20 protein-coding genes and 3 tRNA genes are annotated in these 22,716 nt (G+C 39.3%); 8 read left to right on the top strand and 15 right to left on the bottom strand.

Going from position 1 to position 22,716, the window contains the following annotated elements:
* Positions 1 to 168: 168 nt before the first annotated feature.
* Positions 169 to 1,743 carry an EAL domain-containing protein gene (locus tag H6G08_RS05280; RefSeq protein ID WP_190539369.1) on the top strand — a complete coding sequence of 525 codons (1,575 nt, stop codon included), beginning with the start codon at positions 169 to 171 and terminating at the stop codon, positions 1,741 to 1,743.
* A 459-nt stretch (positions 1,744 to 2,202) separates the two neighbouring features.
* On the opposite strand, the gene H6G08_RS05285 is transcribed toward H6G08_RS05280, so the two are convergent.
* From H6G08_RS05285 to H6G08_RS05300, 4 genes are all read right to left on the bottom strand, one after another.
* Positions 2,203 to 2,526, bottom strand: a complete 324-nt coding sequence (locus H6G08_RS05285) for a hypothetical protein (protein ID WP_190539371.1) — start codon at positions 2,524 to 2,526, stop codon at positions 2,203 to 2,205.
* Positions 2,527 to 2,828: 302 nt separating this feature from the next.
* Positions 2,829 to 3,743 (bottom strand): calcium-binding protein, encoded by a 915-nt coding sequence (locus tag H6G08_RS05290; protein WP_190539373.1) that lies wholly within the window; start codon positions 3,741 to 3,743, stop codon positions 2,829 to 2,831.
* Between the two features lie 484 nt (positions 3,744 to 4,227).
* Positions 4,228 to 4,542 (bottom strand): hypothetical protein, encoded by a 315-nt coding sequence (locus H6G08_RS05295; RefSeq protein ID WP_190539375.1) that lies wholly within the window; start codon positions 4,540 to 4,542, stop codon positions 4,228 to 4,230.
* Positions 4,543 to 5,753: 1,211 nt separating this feature from the next.
* Entirely contained in the window at positions 5,754 to 6,101 is a 348-nt protein-coding gene (locus tag H6G08_RS05300; RefSeq protein WP_190539377.1) for a hypothetical protein, read from the bottom strand.
* 1,575 nt (positions 6,102 to 7,676) lie between these two features.
* On the opposite strand from H6G08_RS05300, the gene lpxD reads away from it, so the two are divergent.
* Positions 7,677 to 8,720 carry a UDP-3-O-(3-hydroxymyristoyl)glucosamine N-acyltransferase gene (gene lpxD / locus H6G08_RS05305; RefSeq protein WP_190539379.1) on the top strand — a complete coding sequence of 348 codons (1,044 nt, stop codon included), beginning with the start codon at positions 7,677 to 7,679 and terminating at the stop codon, positions 8,718 to 8,720.
* 210 nt (positions 8,721 to 8,930) lie between these two features.
* Positions 8,931 to 9,434, top strand: a complete 504-nt coding sequence (locus tag H6G08_RS05310; RefSeq protein WP_190539381.1) for an Hsp20/alpha crystallin family protein — start codon at positions 8,931 to 8,933, stop codon at positions 9,432 to 9,434.
* A 357-nt stretch (positions 9,435 to 9,791) separates the two neighbouring features.
* On the opposite strand, the gene H6G08_RS05315 is transcribed toward H6G08_RS05310, so the two are convergent.
* Positions 9,792 to 10,229: a hypothetical protein gene (locus H6G08_RS05315; protein ID WP_199322379.1), complete on the bottom strand. Its 438-nt coding sequence runs from the start codon at positions 10,227 to 10,229 to the stop codon at positions 9,792 to 9,794.
* Positions 10,230 to 10,509: 280 nt separating this feature from the next.
* Positions 10,510 to 11,415, bottom strand: a complete 906-nt coding sequence (locus tag H6G08_RS05320) for a CoB--CoM heterodisulfide reductase iron-sulfur subunit B family protein (protein ID WP_190539383.1) — start codon at positions 11,413 to 11,415, stop codon at positions 10,510 to 10,512.
* Between the two features lie 300 nt (positions 11,416 to 11,715).
* Here H6G08_RS05320 and H6G08_RS05325 point away from each other — a divergent pair, with 300 nt between their 5' ends.
* The 3 genes from H6G08_RS05325 to tkt all read left to right on the top strand — a co-directional run bounded on the left by H6G08_RS05325 (position 11,716) and on the right by tkt (position 15,695).
* Positions 11,716 to 11,970 (top strand): acyl carrier protein, encoded by a 255-nt coding sequence (locus H6G08_RS05325; RefSeq protein ID WP_190539385.1) that lies wholly within the window; start codon positions 11,716 to 11,718, stop codon positions 11,968 to 11,970.
* Positions 11,971 to 12,103: 133 nt separating this feature from the next.
* Positions 12,104 to 13,351, top strand: coding sequence for a beta-ketoacyl-ACP synthase II (gene fabF, locus H6G08_RS05330; RefSeq protein ID WP_190539387.1), 1,248 nt, complete (start codon positions 12,104 to 12,106; stop codon positions 13,349 to 13,351).
* Between the two features lie 331 nt (positions 13,352 to 13,682).
* The gene (gene tkt / locus H6G08_RS05335) at positions 13,683 to 15,695 is read left to right on the top strand and encodes a transketolase (protein ID WP_190539389.1); all 2,013 of its coding nucleotides are present in this window, start codon (positions 13,683 to 13,685) and stop codon (positions 15,693 to 15,695) included.
* Positions 15,696 to 16,125: 430 nt separating this feature from the next.
* Here tkt and H6G08_RS05340 read toward each other — a convergent pair.
* The 4 genes from H6G08_RS05340 to nifH all read right to left on the bottom strand — a co-directional run bounded on the left by H6G08_RS05340 (position 16,126) and on the right by nifH (position 17,607).
* Positions 16,126 to 16,198, bottom strand: a tRNA-Leu gene (locus H6G08_RS05340).
* A 29-nt stretch (positions 16,199 to 16,227) separates the two neighbouring features.
* A tRNA-Met gene (locus H6G08_RS05345) sits at positions 16,228 to 16,302 on the bottom strand.
* Between the two features lie 2 nt (positions 16,303 to 16,304).
* Positions 16,305 to 16,374 (bottom strand) — tRNA-Cys (locus tag H6G08_RS05350).
* 342 nt (positions 16,375 to 16,716) lie between these two features.
* Entirely contained in the window at positions 16,717 to 17,607 is an 891-nt protein-coding gene (gene nifH, locus H6G08_RS05355; RefSeq protein WP_190539391.1) for a nitrogenase iron protein, read from the bottom strand.
* Between the two features lie 222 nt (positions 17,608 to 17,829).
* Between nifH and H6G08_RS05360 the strand changes: the two genes are divergently transcribed.
* Together H6G08_RS05360 and H6G08_RS05365 are read left to right on the top strand one after the other, a co-directional pair.
* Positions 17,830 to 18,048, top strand: coding sequence for a hypothetical protein (locus H6G08_RS05360; protein WP_190539393.1), 219 nt, complete (start codon positions 17,830 to 17,832; stop codon positions 18,046 to 18,048).
* A gap of 1,143 nt (positions 18,049 to 19,191) precedes the next feature.
* The gene (locus H6G08_RS05365) at positions 19,192 to 19,608 is read left to right on the top strand and encodes a hypothetical protein (protein ID WP_190539395.1); all 417 of its coding nucleotides are present in this window, start codon (positions 19,192 to 19,194) and stop codon (positions 19,606 to 19,608) included.
* Positions 19,609 to 19,700: 92 nt separating this feature from the next.
* Here the strand turns inward: H6G08_RS05365 and H6G08_RS05370 are convergent, their stop codons facing one another.
* From H6G08_RS05370 to H6G08_RS05390, 5 genes are all read right to left on the bottom strand, one after another.
* On the bottom strand, positions 19,701 to 20,210 hold the full coding sequence (locus H6G08_RS05370) for a hypothetical protein (RefSeq protein ID WP_190539397.1): 510 nt from the start codon (positions 20,208 to 20,210) through the stop codon (positions 19,701 to 19,703).
* 313 nt (positions 20,211 to 20,523) lie between these two features.
* Positions 20,524 to 20,856 carry a thioredoxin gene (trxA, locus tag H6G08_RS05375; protein WP_190539399.1) on the bottom strand — a complete coding sequence of 111 codons (333 nt, stop codon included), beginning with the start codon at positions 20,854 to 20,856 and terminating at the stop codon, positions 20,524 to 20,526.
* A 227-nt stretch (positions 20,857 to 21,083) separates the two neighbouring features.
* Positions 21,084 to 21,386, bottom strand: coding sequence for an RNA-binding regulator (gene rbp / locus H6G08_RS05380; RefSeq protein WP_190539400.1), 303 nt, complete (start codon positions 21,384 to 21,386; stop codon positions 21,084 to 21,086).
* Positions 21,387 to 21,562: 176 nt separating this feature from the next.
* Complete coding sequence (locus tag H6G08_RS05385) at positions 21,563 to 21,772, bottom strand: hypothetical protein (protein WP_190539402.1); 210 nt, start codon at positions 21,770 to 21,772, stop codon at positions 21,563 to 21,565.
* A gap of 584 nt (positions 21,773 to 22,356) precedes the next feature.
* Positions 22,357 to 22,554 carry a hypothetical protein gene (locus H6G08_RS05390; protein WP_190539403.1) on the bottom strand — a complete coding sequence of 66 codons (198 nt, stop codon included), beginning with the start codon at positions 22,552 to 22,554 and terminating at the stop codon, positions 22,357 to 22,359.
* Positions 22,555 to 22,716: the final 162 nt, after the last annotated feature.

The following is a 22,716-nucleotide window of genomic DNA, read 5'->3' on the forward strand; positions in this document are numbered from 1 at the left end:
TCAACAGTCAACAGTCAACAGTCAACAGTCAACAGTCAACAATCAACAGTCAACAATCAACAGTCAACAGTCAACAGTCAACAGTCAACAGTCAACAGTCAACAGTCAACAGCTATTAGAGAATAAAAACGATATACTACTTTTGTATTTTTATTATTAAAGGTAATCATGGGAGATTTGAATGCAAGCTTTGATATTGTGGATAATCAAACAAATAACATAACAACAGAATCAGAGCTAGAAGATATTCCAAATCATCACTCGCAAAACATAAATTTAGGCACAATTAAACCATCAGGAGATTTATATCATCTGCAACCACCAATTTCTCAGCTACGGAACTTTCTTGAACCTTACGAATCGTTGATAAAAAATTTAATTCAACAATTCACTAACTTAGTTAAAGAAAGATTAACTGTAGATTACCAGACTATTAATCATTATATTTTAAATATTATTAGACAAACTTCAGAGGCTGACTTAGTATTTATTCTGGGTAGCGATCGCGCAGATAATTTATATATTAAATCTCATAGCAACCTGGGGCAAGATATCGACCAAAACTTTTATTTTAATACCTTAAATACACATATTTTACCTACAGTTTCTCAGGTAGCAATTTTTAACCCTGCTTATCATGGAATCTATAGATTGCATGAAGATACAAATGGTGAAAGAAAAGCTTTTGTCTTTATCCCTTTAAAAGGATTACCACAAGCTGAGGTGATTGTGGTTTGTGGTATTCCCCAAGATTCCTATCTCTTAGGTGATATCTATGGCAGGATATTATCTAGCTTTTATCAGGCTGTTCAGAAATTCTCCCATAGTCCAGCCTTAGTAGAAGCTGTAATTCTCGATGATTTAAAGAAAGACTTTGGCTTTATCGCCGCACATTTATATGAACGCAGATTTCAGCTATTTTGCGATCGCCTGCAAAAGATGATAGTTTATTTTGAACCAGTGCTGCATTTAGATCCTGACGAACTATTTATCAGTAGCTGGGAAGCCTTAGCCAGAGATCCCGATACTTTAACTGCACCTGTAGATTTATTTCAAGCTGCGGAAATGTGGGGAACGAGATTTATCGTTGAACTCGATCAATATTTTCTCAGAACTGCTACTTCTAGTTATCAAGAAGCGAGAAAACAATCTAAACAAAACAGATCTAAAGATATAGTACCCTTATCAGTTAACGTTTATCCTGAATCTTTAATTAGAACTGCCTATTTTGAAACAGTACGCCAAGTACTACAAGAAAAAACTATTACTTCAAGAAATCTCATATTAGAAATTTCCGAAAAAACAGAATTACCCCAATTTAACGAAGGGGTACAATTAAAATCGCCCTTAACATTTTTTAAGAAAAAATTACTGGAATATGTAAGTCAATTACAAATTAGATTTGCCATTGATGATTTTGGTGTCGGTTATGCTTCCGTCACTCGTTTAGCCGGTTTAAACCCATCCCATGTGAAAATAGACCGCAATATTTTGTATCATCAACCAAGCGATATTATCATTCGCTTTGTCCATGAATTAGTCAGTGCAAATAATCTCAATCCATCAAATGTGATTGTTGAAGGGGTAGATGAAACTACCCCCATGAGCTTATATCATCTGCATAAAATCGGCGTTAAATATATTCAAGGACATATTGTTGCTAAACCCAGTCCCGATATTTATCGCCTCAGTAAAGAAAAGTATGATGATTTACGCAGATTGATTTTAGAAAAGCCCCATTAACAATTAGTAATTTGTAAGTAAGTCGGCGCTAATATTTCCAACTATGTTAAGAAATTTAAATGTAGGGTGTGTTGTCGCGCAGCGCAACGCACCTTCAACAATTCAAGGTGCGTTAGCCTACGGCATAACACACCCTACAGTTAATTTATATTTCTTCACATACATTGAATTTTTCTCACCGACTTACTTAGTTACTAATTCGTAATTAAGTTACGGATGGGGATTTAGACCGCACCCGTAACGTTACAACTTATAGAAGTGCGGCGTTCCACCTCGGTTTACAGCAGTTTTCACCTATTTGAACCACATCTGTCGTAGGGGCACGGCACCAGTAAAATTATTGTATGTACCAAAAGATTTTCGATGCCGTGCCCCTACAGTGTGGTCTATTTACCTGAAAATAGCTGTAATTACGAATTACGAATTACGAATTAGTAATTATGTTGAGAACCTTTAAAGTTAAGGATGATCGATTGCTTTCACTTTAACGGTTGTCAAAGCATAGTTGTCTCCATTGTGAGATTTAACTTTTACCTTAACTTTATCCCAATCTGCATATGACACAGAAACATTAGCTACAGGGTCATAGCCAATCGCTAAAGATGTTCCTTCAGCTTTTCCTATCGTAACTTTAGGTTGATTTTTGATATTAACACGTGTCCCAGTTTCGGCTAAACCTTCAGCGCCGCTAGCTGATGCATTAGCAGTGACTCCCAATAAAGCACCACCTACGATCATCTCAGGTTTGATATTTTCTAAGTAAGATAAATCTGCAATATTCATGATAATCACCTTTTTAGAAATGTTTTTCTAAGAAAGACTTGCTTGATGTGAAAAGTTAATTAATTTGAATTGGAAGAGCGATCGCTAAATATGTAAGTTAGGTTGAGGAATAAAACTCAACCTACTGGACTGACATAACTAAAATAGTGCACTAGATGTAGGTTGGGTTGAGGCTTTGCGAAACCCAACATGAATTTCAGAAACTCAACATAGATGCTGGTGTTGGGTTTCCTTACGTCAACCCAACCTACATTTTTTTGCAACATTTTAGCCTTGCCACGCCACTACGGATATTCTGATTATTAAACAGCAATCAGATCTGCGCCCGACAGCCTCGATACACCATTTAAAATAGCAACTACGTCACTAGTACCACTAGCTAAGTCTGCGACAAGTAATATATCAGTACGACCATCACCAACAAAATTTCCAGTCAGGGGTCGATAGCTTGCCCCAGAACTAAAGTTTATTTGAAGCTTATCAATACCAGACACAAAGTCAAAAATCAGAGCGTAGTCATCAGCTCCGGCGGTAGTATAAAACACACTACCTGCATTACCCAGCACAAATATATCTTGAGTATTATCATTAACGTTTGTCACATTGCCAAAATCGTCAACTGTACCGCCGCCATATAGGTTATCTATCTCAAAGATTCCGACGCCTCCGCCAAATCCACTGAGAACATCACTGCCGGCACCACCAACAAGGTAATCTCTAAAAAATCCAGCTTCATCATCTTCAACAGCACCGTTGGTACCGCCACTTAAATTATCATTGCCATCACCGCCAAACAGTACATCGCTACCAGCACTACCAATTAGGTTGTCAATACCGCCATCACCAAATAGAAGGTCGTTGCCTAGACTCCCATCAAGAAAGTCATTGCCCGCGCCCCCATAGACAATATCGTCACCTAAATCACCAAATAGTCTATCGTTACCAGCGTCTCCAAAAAGTACATCGCTGCCAACACCGCCAAACAGTTGATCGTTGCCATTACCGCCAATCAGCAAGTCGTTACCGAAGTCACCATACAAATTATCATTGCCGTTGCTGCCGTCGAGGGTATCATCACCAAGGCCACCAAATAAATTGTCTCGACCATTTCCGCCAGTCAAATTATCGTTGCCACCTTGCCCTAGTATGGTGTAATTCAAACTAGATCCCCGAAAACTTAAGACATCAGCATTATTAGTTCCTAAGATACTAGGCATATTTTTTATCTCCTAAACTGTTAGATTCAAATTGTTTAAATACAAACTATGCACAGGCGAAAATATCAAAGTATTAAATTTTCATATCAACGATAAAAGAAGAAATAATTTTTCTATCCAAGTCGATAAAATACCGCCTGAAATTGTTATTTGATATGCATATTTAAATACTTAAAATTTAGGGCTAAGTTTTATTTTTTAATTAAATAGCACCTAATAAATTCCAGTTTATCACAGCAGATAAAATAAAAAACATTTTCAATTTAAATTAATTAACACAAATAATATATGCGTGTTTTTTTAGTATAATCGTGATTTTAAGAGAGGCAAGCGATTGCCTCTCTTAAAAATTTGTAGAGATATTGTTACTAAATTTCAGCTTTGATAAATCTGCTTGAGATTTGAGTAACACTTAAATAAATTGTCCGTCAAGTTGCTATTTCGCAATAGTCGAAATCAATGTACTTCACTGACAATTTATTTCTTAGTAACGGCGACCTTTTTCGATAGCAGCTACAGATTGAGAGATAGCAGAGGTGGTGTAACCAGCAGAATCAACTTGAGCATTGGTTAAGGTGCTGGAGAAGCCTGCGCCACCACCGTAGGTATCAGCAGTAGCAGTTGCTTGAGCAACATAACCTTCTAATTTGAGGTCTGTATCAAGCTTGGTAACAATTGTTTCTTTGATTACTTTCTTAACATCAGCTCTTAATTTGTAAGAGGTGTTGGTGTTATCACCACGTCCACCAAATACTTCTTCAGTTGCAGATTCAATGTAGGTTAAGTCGTTGATATTCATTGCTTTTCTCCTGAGATTTGTTTGTCTGTTTGTTGGAATCAACTCTGTTTGAGTTGTTGATATTAATATAGCTAAGTAAATTCTGCTTGTATCGCCAAATTGGCTGTAAATATGATTTTTCTAGCCAACTTGGCTAAGGAATTATTTTTTGTCTTGCCATCAATCTACTAACCATAATTTAAAAATGAAAAAGCACCCAGATTTATGTTTTAAACCGGGTGATATCCTCAAAAAGTAATAGTTATGTAATTTATAAATCGTTTTCAAGCCAGAAAGCTCTTCAAAGACTACTGACTCTAATCGCGATAATTTGCATTATTTTAGATGCATAAGCTAAAAAATGATTAGAGACAAAGATTAAATAACTGTCATTTGTCAACCATTTAGTTTATGCAACTTGAGAGAATTCTAACTAATTTCCTCACAGATGAGGAGCCATTTTGGCTTCATTTTTAGAGAAAGGGCATTAGAGGATGTTTTAAAAGTCCTTTCGTGGATAGCAAAAAGTTTTAAATCCCCCTAAATCCCCCTTCAAAAGGGGTACTTTGAGAAGTTTCCCCCCTTTTTAAGGGGGTAGGGGGGATCAATCAGTGTCTAAAATCATAGCTACAAACTTTTCAAATAACCTCTTAGGTGTAGGTTAAGGAGCCTCATCACCTGTATCAACTTAACGCGAAACTCTTTTACCGCAAGGAATTGAAGTTCCTTGCTAATAGTAAAAGTCATCTTTAGATGACTAAATATCCTCAAAATCTTGAGTCTACTTCAGTAGACTTGGGCTTTAGCCCTTGGAATTAATTCCCAGGCGGGCGACAAAGCTAAGACTGAGGCTATTTGTAGTGCGAGCGTCTCGCTCGCTAATGTTACAGCGAATTGCAAGTTGGTGAGGTACAGATAATCGTTGATTGTAGGGGCATTGGCACTGCCATGCCCCCAAGCGCGTACCTCATTTACCTGAAATATGCTGTAAAAAGCGAGCAAGATGCTCGCACTACGGAATATGGGTAATTTATTTTTTGTAAGTCCCATATTTTGTGTGAAATCGACTAATGGTAGCATCCTGGGAAACTTGAGAGTCTCGAATGAGTAACCAGACAAAATTAATTACAGTCATTGCGAACAAAGCGAACTAACCTCAAGCTGTGTGATTGCTTCAGCTAAATTCTACTTCCCTATATTCGCCGCAGACATTGGTAATTAATTTTGTTTAATTATCTAGCATCAATGAATCTTTTTGCTGCTAACAATCTGGACTTGAGGACTGATGATACATCTGTGGCTATTTTAATAAAGCCTTTAACCACAGTTGGTTTAGCTAAAGCAGCTAGAGTCTTGGTGAAATTTAAGCGTTGTGTCCAAATAGATGTGCCAACTCCTGTACTAGGAGTAATAGTATTACCTCTAATTGTACTCACCCCATTGACTGTAATTACACCGTTACCACTGATGCGGAAACTTATAGCTACACTGTTACTCGCACTGGAATCTGTGCCTCTACCTCCAAAAACAACTACATCGTCAGAAATAGGCTCTAAATACTCTAAATCATTAATTTTCATGCTCTTGAATTCTCCAATTCATACATTGTGGAGCATCTATATTAGTTCTGACTTTAATAGTTAATAATTCACAAATATCGAGATTTGTGAAAACAACGGAATATAAAAAAATTAGATAATATTTAAACAACTAAGTAATTCGGTAATTGCACCTAACTATTTTAAAAACCTAAATAGACTATAAACCTTACACAACTCAAAAAATAATTAAGCCATATTGAGATAAAATCTCTACGGCTAATTATAGATATATTGAGTAAATTTTAGGTGTTGATACTTTTCTCTTAACTCATCAACTCTTGTGAAATTCTAGCTAATTTCACGATCATTTTGGTGCCATTTTGGCTAACTTTTTTTAATTCCGAGAGATTTTAATCAGTCAGAAGTTGGCAAACAGAAGGTGGGTATGATTAAGAAATTGAGGGTATTTGTTCAGCTTATTCCACTATGAAACGAGATAAAGGGATGAGTTTTATGTTTATGACGCTTAACTGTTAACTGTATATATAGGTGCGTAACAGCTTAACAAGATTAACCATCAATCTCTGCAAAAGTTCGCAGCAGTTATACCAATTCACGAACTTATTGATACAAATCACTTCCTCTGCTCCCTCTGCTTTTGGGGTTTCCTTCCTCAACCCACAACTCAACCTATATCTGCTCTTCCAACCAGTATTAGATGTAATTTCGAGACTTGTATGCACACCTTAGCTTTTATGGTTGGGATGATCTGAACGCGATCGCCTACTAGCCGCAGCAATAGAAATTTTTTTTATACTGTATACTTAGCCTAGCTTACGGTCTACTGGGTCTTAGTAAACACTACCTATGATGAATCGATTGTAACTAGTGTCAGTTGATAAAGTGTCACTCACCACATTACTGCAATTATTCTAGAAGAGATATCCTTAGTTAGTGCAAGGAGTGATACCACTTCACAATATGTTTGTCACCAGTTATCTTCGTAATGCTCCTCCTTCAGGGGTTATTGCGGGTTTCAGATGTTGCATCAAACAAGTGGATTGGTATAAAGTTATACGAAGGGGCGCTTGGGTGAGCAAAACTCTCAGGCGCTTTTTCGTGTATAAATAAAAAAAATTTGGCTCTAAGTCAGCATAGGTAAGTTTTTAAAAGCACATATTTGGGTAGAATGATGGATTTTTAATCTACTCCTAAAGATTGATGATCTTCAATGCCATGACAAACTCCCGTCTAGTAATTATCACGGGGGTGATGGAAATAAGTGCATAGAAGCAGTCTCGATGAAAATTTTTTCATCGCCATGTATGAAAGGGAACGGAAGGGGGACAAGGGAGAAATAACTCTTTTAAGTCAATCACGAGAAAATCTCACAAACCAAGCATGAAAATTTCTCTCCCCTCATCTATCACCTAGCCCCTAGCCCCTAGTTTCTAGAAAAAACTATTGAAAATTTACCAATTATGGGCGAAAACTCGTTCCCTGTTTTCTGTGAGTAAATAACAAGCGCTGGAAAATTAGGTATAAATCATGAACATCTGACTGACAAAGAGCGACAATTATCTTGCCTTTGTAGATGACTCATGAAAAAATCACATGAAATTCAGCGAAATTGTCAGCAGACTTGGGGATATTGTTACCGATAGCAGTCTTAGCGCCAACGAAAACCACGATCCAGAGATTACAGGGTTAGCAGCCATTGATGAAGCGACTACTGGTAATCTTAGCTATATAGAAGGGACGAAATTTGCTTCTTGGGTGGGTAAAACTAATGCAAGTGCGTTGATTTTACCGCAGGACGAAAAATTACAGACACAAGCCCAAGAACGAAATATTGTTTGGGTAGCTACCAAAGAACCACGCTTATTATTTGCAAAAGCGATCGCACTTTTTTATCAACCGTACCGCCCCAGCCCGGAAATTCATCCTACAGCTGTAATTCACCCTACCGCAGAAATTGGTAGCGATGTATATATTGGCCCCCATGTAGTGATTCAACCCCGGGTAAAAGTAGGTAATGGGGCGATTATTCATCCAAATGTCGTCATTTATCCAGATGTGACTATTGGCGATCGCACTACTTTACATGCTAACTGTACCATTCACGAACGCAGCCAAATCGGGGCAGATTGCGTGATTCATAGTGGCGTGGTGATTGGTGCAGAAGGTTTTGGTTTTGTGCCTACCCGTACAGGCTGGGTGAAAATGGAACAATCCGGTTACACAGTTTTAGAAGACAGAGTAGAAGTTGGCTCTAACAGCGCCATTGACAGACCGGCTGTAGGGGAAACGCGAGTCGGTCGAGACACAGTTATTGATAACTTAGTGCAAATTGGACATGGTTGTAAAATTGGCTTTGGTTGCGCGATCGCGGGACAAGCTGGAATGGCTGGCGGTGTGGAAATTGGTAACCGGGTAATTTTGGCGGGACAAACGGGAATCGCCAATCAAGTAAAAATTGGTGATGGTGCGATCGCATCGGCGCAAGCGGGAATTCATAACGATGTCGCACCAGGAGAAATTGTTTCTGGTACTCCTGCTATTCCCCACAAGCTATATCTTAAAGCATGTGCAATTTATAACCGTCTGCCCGAAATTTATAAATTGGTAAAACAATTCCAACGCCAAGAACCCAAGTGAGAACTTAACTTTCTGGGAAGCACTACAACTCTAAGTAGGGTTTCCCCTAATAACTAAATTTGGGGTTTCAGCCAATATATAGACATAGGCAATCGAGCAAAGCCGAAGTAAATAAATAATTCTCAGTTCTGCAATCTTTTTCCTTGTCACTTACTAATTACTTAACCAAATTTAGTTATTATCACTGTTCTTTTGGAGGTAAATCAAGTTATGGCATTAATACGTTGGCAACCCTTCTCTGAAATGGAAACTCTGCGCCGTCAAATGGATAAAATGTTTGACGAACTAGCAGGAGCTAACTCGCAAATTACCCAAGCTTGGACACCAGCAATTGAACTACAAGATACCACCGAAAGCATAATTTTACGCGCCGAAATTCCTGGTATTGAAGGCAAAGACTTGGATGTTCATGTCACCAGAGAAGCAGTTTCTATTGCTGGTGAAACTCGCCAAGAAAGCAAACAGCAAGAAGGAAGTTTCTTCCGTTCCGAATTCCGCTATGGTAAGTTTCAAAGAATTGTGAATCTACCTGCGCCCATCCAAAACGATCGCGTACAAGCCGAATTTAAAAATGGCATTTTGACATTAACTCTACCGAAAGTAGAAGAAGTCAAAAAGAAAGTAGTCAAGATTAATTTAGGGGAAAGCCAAGGCGCGATTGCTCCGGCTGAGTCACCAGCTACAGGTGATGTTTGGGCTGATAGTAATTCGTAATTCATAATTAAGCAGTAATCATAACCCCAATCTGTTTAAACAAGTTGGGGTTATTTCAATTTATTTTAAATAACTTTCAAAAAACATGCAGAGTAACCCATACATAAATTTTAAACTTACAACCTAGTTTAGCAAATCAAACCTTTTATATGATAGTTAATATCTTAAAATTATGGAAAAATTATAAAGTAATTTTAACATCATTACTTTTGCTAATGCTTCAATAATATTGAATTAATATATCAAATTACCTTCATAAAATAGTAAATTTATTGTTAGCTTACAAATCACAATTCCATATTTCGGGAAGATTTGTATTGCATACAGCACATAAGAAAAAATCATCCTTAACTATATTTATTTGACCACAGGCAGGACATAAGCGAAAAATAAACTCAGTCGTAAAATTACCTGGATGAAGAAATGAAAGTTCATTAAGAGCATTTTCAACTTGAGTCCAAGATTCTGGCTCAGGACAATAGCCTGTTGATTGATTTGTAATTTCAACCACTTCAATGCTCTTTTTAGTAGGAAGAAAAAAAATTCTCCAGCTGACAGTACAGGCTCACCACCAGCACAAGCTATATGCTCAGAGTGACGATCTGCAACACGAAGATGACCTTCAGAATCAACTACAAAAGTTGCTGGAATTAGTCCCCAAGCGTTTGCTCTTTGCACTGTATAGACTATCCAATTTTTTAAATCATTCATTGATAATATACAAACTCCCACTGGATAATCAGCAACAGCAAGTCGAATACTCTCAGAACCTATATATTTATATAATTTTGCCATTTTTACAACCCTGCTCAAAAATAGTAATCTAGAATTACAAAACTAAATTTTATATCAAATAAGCTTTAATGTTCACAATTGATTTTATTAAGAAATATCCAAGAAACTTTATTATGCTTCTTTAGTAATTATAGTCTTGACAAGAAATTTAAAAAAAATCATTTAGTAAATGATTTTAATTTTTAATAGAATTGTTAGTATAGCTAGGGTAGAAAATGTTCAGCATCAATGTTTTAACTGAAATTACCCACCCTACCTTGAATTTCTCCTTTGTAAATCCTTAAAATCCTAATTTTTCTAACACTGGTTTGGTCGAAACAATGTGACGTTCTAAACCCAATTCTGCTGGACTAACGCCTAAAGCCAAAGCAATTAACTGGGGTAAATGTAACACCGGCAGACCCAGTTTCTTTTCAATGACCTTTTCTACCTCTGGCTGACGGGAATCTAAATTGAGATGACACAAAGGACAAGGGGTAACTAAACAATCAGCACCAGCAGCTATCGCATCTTGAATTTGCTTACCCGCCATCTGAAAAGATTCTGTAGTCGCGTAACTAGAAAGAGGCCAACCACAGCATTGAGTCCGACCTCGATAATAAATTGGTTCTGCACCAACTGCACGGAAAACATTTTCCATTGCTTCAGGGCCGTAAGGGTCGTCATAGGGCAGAGATTTTTGGGCGCGTAGTAGGTAACAACCATAAAACGCCGCACATTTTAATCCACTTAGCTTGCGGGTAACTCGTTGAGTAATTTCTTCTAAACCATAATCCTGTACCAAAGCATAAAGCAGATGTTTAACTTCGGTACTGCCGCGATAAGGTAAACAGCCTTCTTTAGCCAGCAAACCATTTACTTGCTGAATGTATTCTGGTTTTTTTGTTTGACATTCTTTGAGACGTTCATCGACATGACCGATGACACCTTGACAAGTGCTGCAATGGGTAAGTAAAGGTAAATTTAACTCTTCTGCTAAAGCAATATTCCGGGCATTTACTGTATCTTCTAACAGTTGGGAATCTTCCTTAAAAGTACCAGAACCACAGCAGGCAGCTTTTTTCAGTTCAATCAGTTGAATCCCTAGTGCTTGGGTTAAGGCTTGAGTTGATTGGTAAAGTTCCCGACAAGCACCTTGCGCCACACAACCAGGAAAGTAAGCGTATCTTAGTGTTTGAGATAGCATAGAACTATATTGGCCTGAGAGCATCAGCTCTCAACAATAAATTATTGATCTTCCCTTGCCAGTGTAGCTTGCAAGGCTATGTATCCGAGTTTGGACATTGTAAAAAAAATCAGTAAGAATTGCAAAAAAGACACATGTTGACAGCCTATGCAATCGTATAGCGCCGCCCATAAATGATATTGCCAGAAAATTCTCGGACAGTATACGGGCGATCGCGCTTTCCGATAAGATGTATATGCTCAAAACAATGTCGCCTATTTAAAGAGCAGATCATAGCAACTGGTTAAGGAATTTATATCTATGAGCACAGAAGCGGAAGTGTTTGACAAAGTTAAGACAGTGGTAGTCGATCAATTGGGTGTTGAGCCTGAGAAGGTCACACCAGGAGCCACTTTTATTGACGATTTAGGCGCTGATTCCCTAGATATTGTGGAATTGGTAATGGCTTTTGAAGAAGAATTTGATATTGAAATTCCTGATGAAAAGGCTGAAAAGATTTTAACGGTTGAAGATGCAGTGAAGCATATCATGGGAGAAACTGCTACATCTGCCTGAAAAGCAATTGGGGATCGAGCATTAGGGATTGGGGATCGGGAAAAACTCCATTCCCTAGTTCCTAGCCCCTAACCCCTATTCTCTATTCACTAGTCACCTTTTTTGCTGCTTTCTCGCCACCTTTAACTGAGTCATGACAGATTATAAACGTAAACGCGTTGTGGTAACTGGTGTGGGCGCGATTACACCAATTGGCAATACACCAGAAGATTATTGGGAAGGATTGTTGAGTGGTCGTAATGGCATTGACTACATCACTTCTTTTGATGCATCTAAGCATGATTGCTGCATTGCTGGTGAGGTCAAAAACTTCGATCCACATGCGTATTTGGATCGCAAAGAAGCCAAGCGCATGGATCGATTCTCCCAATTTGGGGTTGCGGCTGCAAAACAAGCTGTAGCTGACGCGCGTTTAGAAATTAATGAACTGAATGCCGAACAAGTTGGTATCATTATTGGTTCTGGCATTGGTGGATTGAAGGTTTTAGAAGACCAGCAAACAGTGTATCTAAATCGCGGCCCCGATCGCTGTAGTCCGTTCATGATCCCAATGATGATCGCCAATATGGCAGCCGGATTAACAGCCATTCATACGGGAGCTAAAGGCCCCAATTCCTGCTCTGTAACCGCTTGTGCAGCTGGTTCTAATGCCATCGGAGATGCTTTTCGCCAAATTCAATGGGGTTATGCCAAAGCCATGATTTGCGGCGGGTGCGAAGCAGCGATTACGCCCTTAGGTATAGCGGGATTTGCGGCTGCTAGGGCACTTTCGACGCGCAATGACCCGGCTAACGCTTGCCGTCCCTTTGACCGCGATCGCGATGGATTTGTCATGGGTGAAGGTGCGGGAATTTTGCTGCTAGAAGAACTAGAACACGCCTTAAATCGCGGCGCTCGCATTTATGCCGAAATGGTCGGTTATGGGATGACCTGTGATGCATATCACATGACCTCCCCTGTCCCTGGTGGGTTGGGAGCAGCCAGAGCCATAGAACTAGCGCTGAAAGATGGGGGACTCACCCCAGAAATGGTGAACTATATCAATGCTCATGGCACTAGTACCCCAGCAAATGATTCCACAGAAACGGCGGCAATGAAAAAAGCCTTGGGCGACCATGCTCATAACATAGCCGTTAGCTCTACCAAATCGATGACAGGTCATCTTTTGGGAGGTTCTGGCGGTATTGAAGCCGTAGCTACAGTACTGGCGGTGGCTAACGATCGAGTTCCACCAACAATTAATTTAGAAAATCCCGATCCAGAGTGCGATCTGGATTATATTGCCCACAAGAGCCGCGCTCAACAAGTTAATGTGGCATTATCTAATTCTTTTGGGTTTGGCGGTCACAATGTCACCCTAGCCTTTAAGAAATACGTCTAAAATTCCCGCAAATATCAAGCGATCGCATTGGCGAAAGTTGGTGCTAAAAGTATCATCAACATCATTTCCAACTAAATGCAGGGTTCAAAACAACCCAATTATTAGCTGGATTTATCACCGCCATCATCAAAAATCCCGCTTGTCCATCAACAATTGGCAGTGGGATGATAAAGATAGGGGGAATGTAAAAACAAGGCAATCATGGGGGAACAATCCCCGCCCCGGTTTGGAAAAATAGCTTGTCCGGGAATCGGACAAGGCTTTTTTCGCTTTTGCCTCCCCGGTAAATGAGCTACCAAGAGTGCTAACCCGTCGTTAAAAACAAGAGATTATGGCTGTTGCAACCCAATCCCTCGAAGAATTATCTATTAACTCGATTCGCTTTTTGGCTATTGATGCCGTAGAAAAAGCAAAATCGGGACACCCAGGGCTGCCGATGGGCGCTGCTCCAATGGCTTTTGTACTATGGGATCGCTTTATGCGGTTTAACCCCAAAAATCCCCAGTGGTTTAACCGCGATCGCTTTATCCTATCTGCTGGACATGGCTCCATGTTACAGTATGCCCTGCTGTACTTATTTGGTTACGACAGCGTCACCATTGAGGACATCAAGCAATTCCGGCAGTGGGAATCGAAAACCCCCGGACACCCGGAAAACTTCGTAACTCCTGGTGTAGAAGTTACTACCGGGCCGCTAGGTCAAGGCATTGCCAATGGCGTCGGTTTAGCGATCGCTGAAGCCCACCTAGCAGCTAAATATAACAAGCCCGATGCCAATATTGTTGACCATTACACCTATGTGATTTTAGGTGATGGTTGTAACATGGAAGGTGTTTCCGGTGAAGCTGCTTCCTTTGCAGGGCACTTGGGATTAGGTAAACTCATCGCTTTGTATGACGACAACCACATCTCTATTGATGGTTCTACAGATGTTGCCTTCACCGAAGATGTGTCAAAGCGCTTTGAAGCTTACGGTTGGCACGTTCTTCATGTTAAAGAAGGTAACACTGACCTAGAAGCGATCGCCAAAGCCATCGAAGAAGCAAAATCAGTGACTGACAAGCCTTCGATGATTAAAGTCACCACCACCATCGGTTACGGTTCTCCCAACAAAGCCAACACTGCTGGCGTTCACGGTGCTGCTTTAGGTGCAGAAGAAATCGCTCTTACTCGGAAAAATTTAGGTTGGGAATACGAACCTTTTGTAGTTCCCCAAGACGCTCTCAACCACACCCGCAAAGCAGTTGAGCGTGGTGCAGCCTACGAAGCTGAGTGGAATAAAGCTTTTGCTGATTACAAAGCTAAATATCCCCAAGAAGCTGCTGAATTTGAGCGCTACCTCAGTGGTAAATTGCCTGATGGTTGGGATAAAGTACTCCCCACCTACACCCCCGAAGACAAAGCATTACCCACCCGCAAACACTCAGAAACCTGCTTAAACAAACTAGCAGCAGTTTTACCAGAGTTAATTGGTGGTTCCGCCGACTTAACCCACTCCAACTTAACCGAACTCAAAGGTAAAGGCGATTTCCAAAAAGGACAATACCAAAACCCCAACATCCACTATGGTGTTCGTGAGCATGGTATGGGTGCAATTGTCAATGGTATCGCCTTGCACAATTCCGGTTTAATTCCTTACGGCGCGACCTTCTTAATCTTCTCCGATTACATGCGGGCACCAATCCGCTTATCTGCTTTGTCCCAAGCCGGTAGTATTTGGGTAATGACTCACGACTCCATTGGTCAAGGTGAAGACGGCCCCACCCACCAACCAGTAGAAACCCTGGCTTCCCTGCGTGCTATTCCTAACCTCACAGTTATTCGCCCCGCAGACGGAACCGAAACTTCTGGTGCATACAAAGTAGCAATTGAAAGAGCAAAGGCAAATGCTCCTACTTTGTTAGCATTTACCCGTCAAAATGTCCCCAATTTGGCAGGTTCATCAATTGAAGGTGTTACCAAGGGTGGATATGTACTAGTAGATAGCGAAGGTACACCAGATCTCATCATCATTGCTACTGGTTCCGAAGTCAGCCTCGCCGTTACTGCTGCTGAAAAGCTAACAGCCGAAGGTAAGAAAGTTCGTGTAGTCTCTCTACCTGCTTGGGATTTGTTTGAAGCACAAGATGCAGCTTACAAAGAATCTGTTCTTCCCAAAGCTGTTACCAAGCGCTTGGCTGTAGAAGCTGGTTCTAGCTTCGGCTGGCACAAGTATGTTGGTACCGAAGGCGATATTATCAGCATCGATCGCTTTGGTGCTTCTGCCCCAGGCAACGTTTGTTTAGAGAAATTTGGCTTTAGTGTTGATAATGTTTTAGCTCAAGCAAAAGCATTACTCGGTTAATTAGCAACAGAATATTCTCTTAATTTCTTGAGGTGGGCATCTCGCCCGCCTTTTTTTTACGCTAATGAATTAAAATCAAGATTCATTAAATTTAAAACTCTGCAAATGTAGGTGTTTGCAGTTCAGTTGCGGACAAATACATCTCCAAAACTGGATTAAGATTGCTAACTTTTTCTCAACCACCCAAGGATAATTAAGAAAAAGATCATAGCCCTCAGATATGCCGTTTGTTTTGCCTGTTCCAGCAAGCTGGAGATGTTAAACAAAGGACATACTCAAGTTAGGGAGCCTTGCATTTGTTCTAGCTTCTTTACTGTGACTAATAGACATCACTATGTAATGGCTATGAGTTAGCACCAACATCACAGAGTTTTATATCAAGTAATATGGTCTACCTTAAAAGGGTAGTGTCTTTTAACCCGGACAGGGTTGGGGCAGAAGGTGGATTTGAACCACCGGTCTTTGGAACCTAAATCCAACGAGCTACCACTGCTCTATTCCGCAATTTGTCGTCCTTTTACCCGGACAGGGTTGGTTGAAAGTACAGGAATCGAACCTGCAACATATCGATTATGAGTCGATCGCTCTACCAGTGAGCTAACTTTCGGGAGTTTGATGTAGGACTCGAACCTACGCCCAACCGAACCTGCGGCTTGCTCTACCACTGAGCTAATCAAACGACGGATAAGTAACGCATTAATCTGCGGTATACGCTCAATCCAGAGGTTGGCGCACCAGTCGGGTATACTGAACCCAAACTATAGCTATATTTATGTATTACTATTCCACTACTTAATGTAACACAAACCGATAATTTTAGCTGGCTGTTACTCAAGAAAATTAGCAGATGCGAAATGCTACCCATAAAAATGGATAGCAAACTATAGTGTTCTTTAGCTAGAAGGTCAGGCGATCAATCACACAACGAGGGCATGAAAACATCTCTTCCCTAGCCCCTAGTCCCTAACCTCTAGCCCCTTGATTGAGCCAGGATGAGCGCTAACCCACCCAGCTACATGAATTACTTACTGCTTTCCGCAGGCTGACCAATCAATTTGGCAGCATTTTCTTCACTTTCGAGAATACCGAATTCAATCAATAACTCTTCTAGTTCTTCCATTTCAATGGGTGTAGGAATCTGAAGATTCTGATTATTGATGATCTTCTTAGCTAATGCGCGGTATTCTTGAGACTGGTTGCTGTCAGGCGCATACTCGTTAACTGTCATCCGACGCAACTCAGCGTGTTGAACGATGTTGTCACGAGGTACGAAATGAATCATTTGGGTGTTCAACCGTTTTGCCAAGGTTTCGATGAGTTCGTGTTCCCGGTCAGTTTTACGGCTGTTACAAATCAAACCACCCAAGCGCACACCACCGGAGTGAGCATATTTCAAAATACCGCGAGCGATGTTGTTTGCAGCGTACATCGCCATCATTTCACCAGAGGTAACGATGTAGATTTCTTGGGCTTTGTTTTCACGGATAGGCATCGCAAAACCACCGCAGACAACGTCACCTAGTACGTCGTAAGATACAAAGTCAACATCTTGGTAAGCACCATTTTCTTCTAAGAAGTTGATAGCGGTGATAATACCCCGACCAGCGCAACCTACCCCAGGTTCAGGGCCACCAGACTCTACACACTTAACGCCACGGAAGCCAGTTAACATGACTTCTTCGAGTTCTAAATCTTCGACTGCGCCACGTTCAGCAGCCAAGTGCAAAACGGTGGTTTGCGCTTTACTATGCAGCATTAACCGAGTGGAATCAGCTTTAGGGTCGCAACCAACAATCAGGATGCGTTGACCCATTTCTGCCATAGCTGCCAGCGTGTTTTGAGAGGTAGTAGACTTACCAATACCGCCTTTACCATAAAAAGCTATCTGTCTGATTTTGCTATCGATAGACATGGTTTGTGTTTCCTAGAAGTAATTGGTTGATGGGACTAAAAGTTTACCTGGGCTTAACCCTTGGTAGCGTTGGCACATAGTATTGGCCAAAAAACACACCGGGCAAAAACAGTAATAGGTTGCATAGATGAGGATGTAATTTGTGTTTTAGGAGTATTGCAAAGATGACTCTTAAGCAATGGCGCTCAGATATATTTGCGAGGATTTTTTCTCAGCAGAACTTTGGCACTAGCATTGTCAGTAGTTGTAGCTAAATCTCCATCGGTTGCTCAAGCCTTCAGAGTTTTGACAGTAGCAATTTCGACCTTTACAGGATTTTGCCCTGCACCCAACCAACCAAAGTTGCAGTTTACTCTTAATGGTGGCAACAAATCTGAGAATATTGCTAATACTATCGTTGCTCGATTTACTATCCTTAAATATCGAGCGATCGCGTTTTAGTATTTCTGCCAGTTATTCCTAAAAAATTACTTCATCCTCTGGCTATTAATGCAGATCGATAACACCTTAATTACAAAGTAAATCTCTGCATTATCAACCTGTAACACTATGGTCTTGGCAGTGTATTGGTAAATTTTGACAATCTAGTTAAATTCCTGAATTATATGAAACGGTATCTACTTTGTCGGAGTTTTTATTTTCCGCATCAGCATCTGCTAGAACAGAGTTATGGCAATAAAACAAAGTGAATATTGCTTTTTCTCAGTTTAGTAACCGTTCTAAATTATTTGGGATTGCCAGTATGCACTCAGAGTCTTTCTTTCTCCCCAGACTCGCAGAGTAATTGGTTTTGGCAGTTTAATTAACTAGTATAGCCAAAGATTACTGGCTATCATCTAAGCAAGCTATATTTGACTTCAAGCCTATACTAAGGTGATTGTCTTGCTTATCTGGCTTTTGTTTATCGTTACTAAAAGGCATAACGATATTGAAGCGGACTTACCAGAGCAAAAGGACTTTATCGAGTTCCCTCAATATTGTCTTGAAGTCTTTTTGCATTCTTACTTTTTGATTCCTGTTTTTAGATTAACACAGATTTCCTGATTATTTCTTTTTAAGCAAATTATTTTTCTCTTTGTCAATATATTGCTTTTTATTTGTGTCACTATTGCTCATGCCCAACTTATTTATATTCTATTAACAGGTTTTCTAGATATAAAATATATAATCTGAATTTAGCAATTTTTATGCAGTAAATATTTGAATATTGCACCCAATCTTAGCGCAACATCTAGGCAATTGGTTATGTATAATACATTTTTTGTGCGGGGGCTATATAGTTCAGTTGATAAGATTGACTCAAAAATTGAGCTATAGAGAGAGAACTTACTTTGGTAAAATATGCAACTTAAACTTTATCAATATATTCTGTAGAGAAACTGAATATCGTGTTAAGGTTAAAGATGAGAATCAAACTCGGACACAAATTTTGTTTTAAATTAAAAATTGACTGCTTTAAATTCCTCATCATCAAGAATATGCCATACCAGGAAGATGAGGAAAATATGATTGTTGGTTTATTTAACCGAAAAATTCGACAAATTCAAGATTATTTTTAGTTAATGATGTGATGTCATCTATATTATGGAAGCTAAAAAATACAAAGTTGATTACAAATTTCATTCAATTCATATTGAGGAAGAATCATTAAGCAGAAAAGCTTATTATTATAAAATTTCTGGTGAGTTATGTCATAATAGCGGTTTTGTAAATTCAATTGCTGAGGCGGAACAGGAAGCAAAAGCAAAGATTGATGAAAAGTTTCATCTCATAGAAAAAAAAGCTGCATTACATCGATATTGTGTGATGCGCGATTTTGAAAGTTTTATTGAGTTATTAAACCAACAACAAAAAATACCCCAAGAGATAGCTTATCAAGTCGCTTCTAATCTAACCTTAGCTTCAACTTTAAAATCTTTTAGTAAAGAATCACCAAGTGCTGATACCAATAAATCAGTAGAGGTTAATGGAGAGATTAGCATAGATAATTTACAACAATAATCAGTTGTCAGTTGTCAGTTGTCATTGGTAAGGGTTTTAGCGGTCTTTATATTTCTTTACATAATTTGATTTTTTGATGCCGACTTACTTAACTAAAATGTTGGTTGCATCATTTTTGTTAAAAGGCGAGCTTCGTGAGTCCATAGATTATTGCATAACCCGACATCTGGTATTTGAAACTCTAATGGGTGGGGTGGTGACTGTAACATTGAAGGTAAAACTTGATTTTGGGCTTCAACTAAGCTAACTATCCAAGGAAGAAAATCTAAAATTTCTCTTGGTAATACCGTTAGCTCAAAGTTCCATAACAGATTAAGTCCTCGGGATTTCTGCCACTTTTTTCCCATCATGAATTGCAGAGCGCTTTTATTAATAGCTAATCGCAAAATGAACGGGGATAATGGATTAAATTCATCTGGTGCGGTATAAGCGTATATATTTACATAATTCAGTTGTTGTCTATTATCCATCCAAGAGGCAATAGGAGAATTACTACTATAGGATGTACTACTGATGCTGACTGATGTTTTCATTGCAGCAGCAAACAGAGAGTAAAATTCACGCCTGATTTCGCTAACAATGTGTTTGGCTTCTGGGGTCATGGTTAGTACATCTAATTGTTATTTAGATTGTATAGGATTCATATTTGATTTTTGAACAAATACGTAGGGGAGCCAGTCGTATGGGCGGGTTTCCCGACTTAAGCGAACTGGCGTTGTGTTGTCGCGCAGCGCAACGCACCAAATCTCATAATACGGTGCGTTACACTTCGTGATAACGCACCCTACATATACTTAGATTTTTTCAGAAATAAAATCGGATTCCTATATATATAAGATGGTTTTGAAGGTGGATAAAATTATGTGTAAGTGTCTCCCAAAAAATGGGAGAATGGCGAATATGCTGAAAAACAAGTTAAAGGAGTTTCTCAACTGCGTTGCTAAATTGCTCGTAAGGAGAAACGCCAACAATAGTTTCTACTAACTCCCCATCTTTAAAAATTAAAACTGCGGGAATACTGCGAAGACCAAATTGTTTGAATAAAGGTTTGTTGTTATCCACATCTACTTTAACAACTTTGGCACGATCTTTATATTCTTGGGCGAGTTGTTCCATTAATGGAGCAACCAGACGACAAGGGCCACACCAAGTAGCTGTAAAGTCAACTACAACAATTTTCTCATTACCTAAAAGTACCTCAAATTCCTCTCCTTGAATATAAGAAACGAGTTCAGTGTTAGTAGACATTTTTTAATTCCCCCGGATTAAACTAAAATTTCAAAAAATTTTGGCCATATCATAGCCAATGAATATTCAATATCTTACCGATAAATGGATACAAAAATTTTCATCAATTCAAGGTGATGAAGAATTGCTAGCTATATAGAGCTAAAATTATTGAGAAAAAAGGCTCAAGCAGAAATGCCTGAGCCGCATAACACATCAAGTTAATTAATTACTTAAATTACTGTATTTTAGTAACGGTTCCGTGCGCCATAATTGCCACGATTACCGCCAAATGAACCGCCTCTATCTTCTTTGGGTTTAGCCTTATTTACTTTTAAGTCTCTTCCCATCCACTCTGCACCATCAAGGGCTTCAATGGCTGCAGTTTCTTCAGCATCGGTACCCATTTCAACAAAACCAAAGCCGCGCAGACGACCTGTTTCTCTATCAGTAGGTAGCTGAACACGTCTTACAGAACCATATTCTGCAAATACGGCATTCAAACTAGCTTCTGTAACTTCGTAGGAAAGATTGCCTATATAAACTGACATAGATTGTCTCCGAAATTGTAAATGTGTAGAGATTTAGATTTCGGAGAAAAGTTTGTAAATACCAAAAACAAAAAGCCTGTCAATACTAAAAACAAAAGCTGTTAACCGAATTAATTTCTCAATTTTTATTATGACACACAAATTAGGTTTTAGGTAAACAATGGCAAAAAATAATATTAGCTGACTAATTCAACTAAAGCTTCTCCCTGAAACCTAACGACGCATGAGACTAAGCAGCCGCGATAATGTTCAGATGTAAATACTGAGAGTGTGATATTACTCTGGCCTGAATCTAAAATTTGCTTTACCTTACAGATTTGCCGTTTATTTTTGCAGTAGGCAATGATGCGATCGCCTGCTTTGACATCCAGTGCTTTAATTTTCAATTTCTCCTCACTCCTACAGTAATAGATCTAAACCGTTAAATCTATTGTTTTTTGATCTAATTTTTTTGGCGTTACTTGTGAAGTCTATTGCATCAATTTTTTACTAAATTTTTCACTATTTTCATAGTAACATGATTTTAAATTTGCAGCTTATACTCATTAAGATATAGATATATTCATAGAGGGCATGGCACTGCCATGCCCCTACCATCTGTCGCCTTCTTTTTTAAATTGGTAGAAGAAAATTAAAAACCAATACCGTTCAGTTAGCGTCAAAAATCTTAAACCACGTAGGTTGGGTTGAGGAACAAAACCCAACATTTTCGGCGATTTGTTGGGTTTCACTTCGTTCAAACGCCAGTTGCTACAACGGGGGGAACCCCCCTTCGGGTTCGCCAGTCGCCTGCGGAGGGAAACCCTCCCGCAGCGCTGGTCTCACCGCAACGCACTGGCTCCCCAACCTACATTTATCCTTAACTGAACCGTATTGAATTAAAAACTAAAAGAATAGGTAGATTGCAGAAATCAGTAAAATTGAAATTTTCGCCAATTATTACTAAATTATCTATTTTTGGGGTTTTAAGTTAACTGGAGGTAGCAGCAAGTTGTAGTTGCACCCACAATTCTTTTTTCCACTTCAGCGTTAAAATTTTTGGATCTGTAATTCCCAAGGCTTTTAAGCAATTAGTTATGTCTTTTTTGCTTAATGAGTTTGGTTGGACTTCTGAAGCAATAAAGCGAGCAAAAGTAGGTGAGACAAATGTAGGTATTTGTAAATTCATCTAGTCCTCCCAAATCTAATAGATTGTAGAGATTTAGATCCGGAAAGGTGTTATGAGCTGATTCACGTAGCCGAAAATATTTCTCATTGCTCTAAACATAACACTTGAATCTGTAATGAGATTTAGGCAAGGCTAGAGGTTGTAATAAACATCGGTACATAT

Source organism: Calothrix anomala FACHB-343 (assembly GCF_014696435.1).
GTDB classification, from domain to species: Bacteria; Cyanobacteriota; Cyanobacteriia; order Cyanobacteriales; family Nostocaceae; genus Aulosira; species Aulosira anomala_A.

Excerpts from the sequence above, each read along its gene's own strand:
- H6G08_RS05280 (WP_190539369.1), top strand. The coding sequence starts at position 169 with ATGGGAGATTTGAATGCAAGCTTTGATATTGTGGATAATCAAACAAAT.
- H6G08_RS05285 (WP_190539371.1), bottom strand. The coding sequence starts at position 2,526 with ATGAATATTGCAGATTTATCTTACTTAGAAAATATCAAACCTGAGATG.
- H6G08_RS05290 (WP_190539373.1), bottom strand. The coding sequence starts at position 3,743 with ATGCCTAGTATCTTAGGAACTAATAATGCTGATGTCTTAAGTTTTCGG.
- H6G08_RS05295 (WP_190539375.1), bottom strand. The coding sequence starts at position 4,542 with ATGAATATCAACGACTTAACCTACATTGAATCTGCAACTGAAGAAGTA.
- H6G08_RS05300 (WP_190539377.1), bottom strand. The coding sequence starts at position 6,101 with ATGAAAATTAATGATTTAGAGTATTTAGAGCCTATTTCTGACGATGTA.
- lpxD (WP_190539379.1), top strand. The coding sequence starts at position 7,677 with ATGAAATTCAGCGAAATTGTCAGCAGACTTGGGGATATTGTTACCGAT.
- H6G08_RS05310 (WP_190539381.1), top strand. The coding sequence starts at position 8,931 with ATGGCATTAATACGTTGGCAACCCTTCTCTGAAATGGAAACTCTGCGC.
- H6G08_RS05315 (WP_199322379.1), bottom strand. The coding sequence starts at position 10,229 with ATGGCAAAATTATATAAATATATAGGTTCTGAGAGTATTCGACTTGCT.
- H6G08_RS05320 (WP_190539383.1), bottom strand. The coding sequence starts at position 11,415 with ATGCTATCTCAAACACTAAGATACGCTTACTTTCCTGGTTGTGTGGCG.
- H6G08_RS05325 (WP_190539385.1), top strand. The coding sequence starts at position 11,716 with ATGAGCACAGAAGCGGAAGTGTTTGACAAAGTTAAGACAGTGGTAGTC.
- fabF (WP_190539387.1), top strand. The coding sequence starts at position 12,104 with ATGACAGATTATAAACGTAAACGCGTTGTGGTAACTGGTGTGGGCGCG.
- tkt (WP_190539389.1), top strand. The coding sequence starts at position 13,683 with ATGGCTGTTGCAACCCAATCCCTCGAAGAATTATCTATTAACTCGATT.
- nifH (WP_190539391.1), bottom strand. The coding sequence starts at position 17,607 with ATGTCTATCGATAGCAAAATCAGACAGATAGCTTTTTATGGTAAAGGC.
- H6G08_RS05365 (WP_190539395.1), top strand. The coding sequence starts at position 19,192 with ATGGAAGCTAAAAAATACAAAGTTGATTACAAATTTCATTCAATTCAT.
- H6G08_RS05370 (WP_190539397.1), bottom strand. The coding sequence starts at position 20,210 with ATGACCCCAGAAGCCAAACACATTGTTAGCGAAATCAGGCGTGAATTT.
- trxA (WP_190539399.1), bottom strand. The coding sequence starts at position 20,856 with ATGTCTACTAACACTGAACTCGTTTCTTATATTCAAGGAGAGGAATTT.
- rbp (WP_190539400.1), bottom strand. The coding sequence starts at position 21,386 with ATGTCAGTTTATATAGGCAATCTTTCCTACGAAGTTACAGAAGCTAGT.
- H6G08_RS05390 (WP_190539403.1), bottom strand. The coding sequence starts at position 22,554 with ATGAATTTACAAATACCTACATTTGTCTCACCTACTTTTGCTCGCTTT.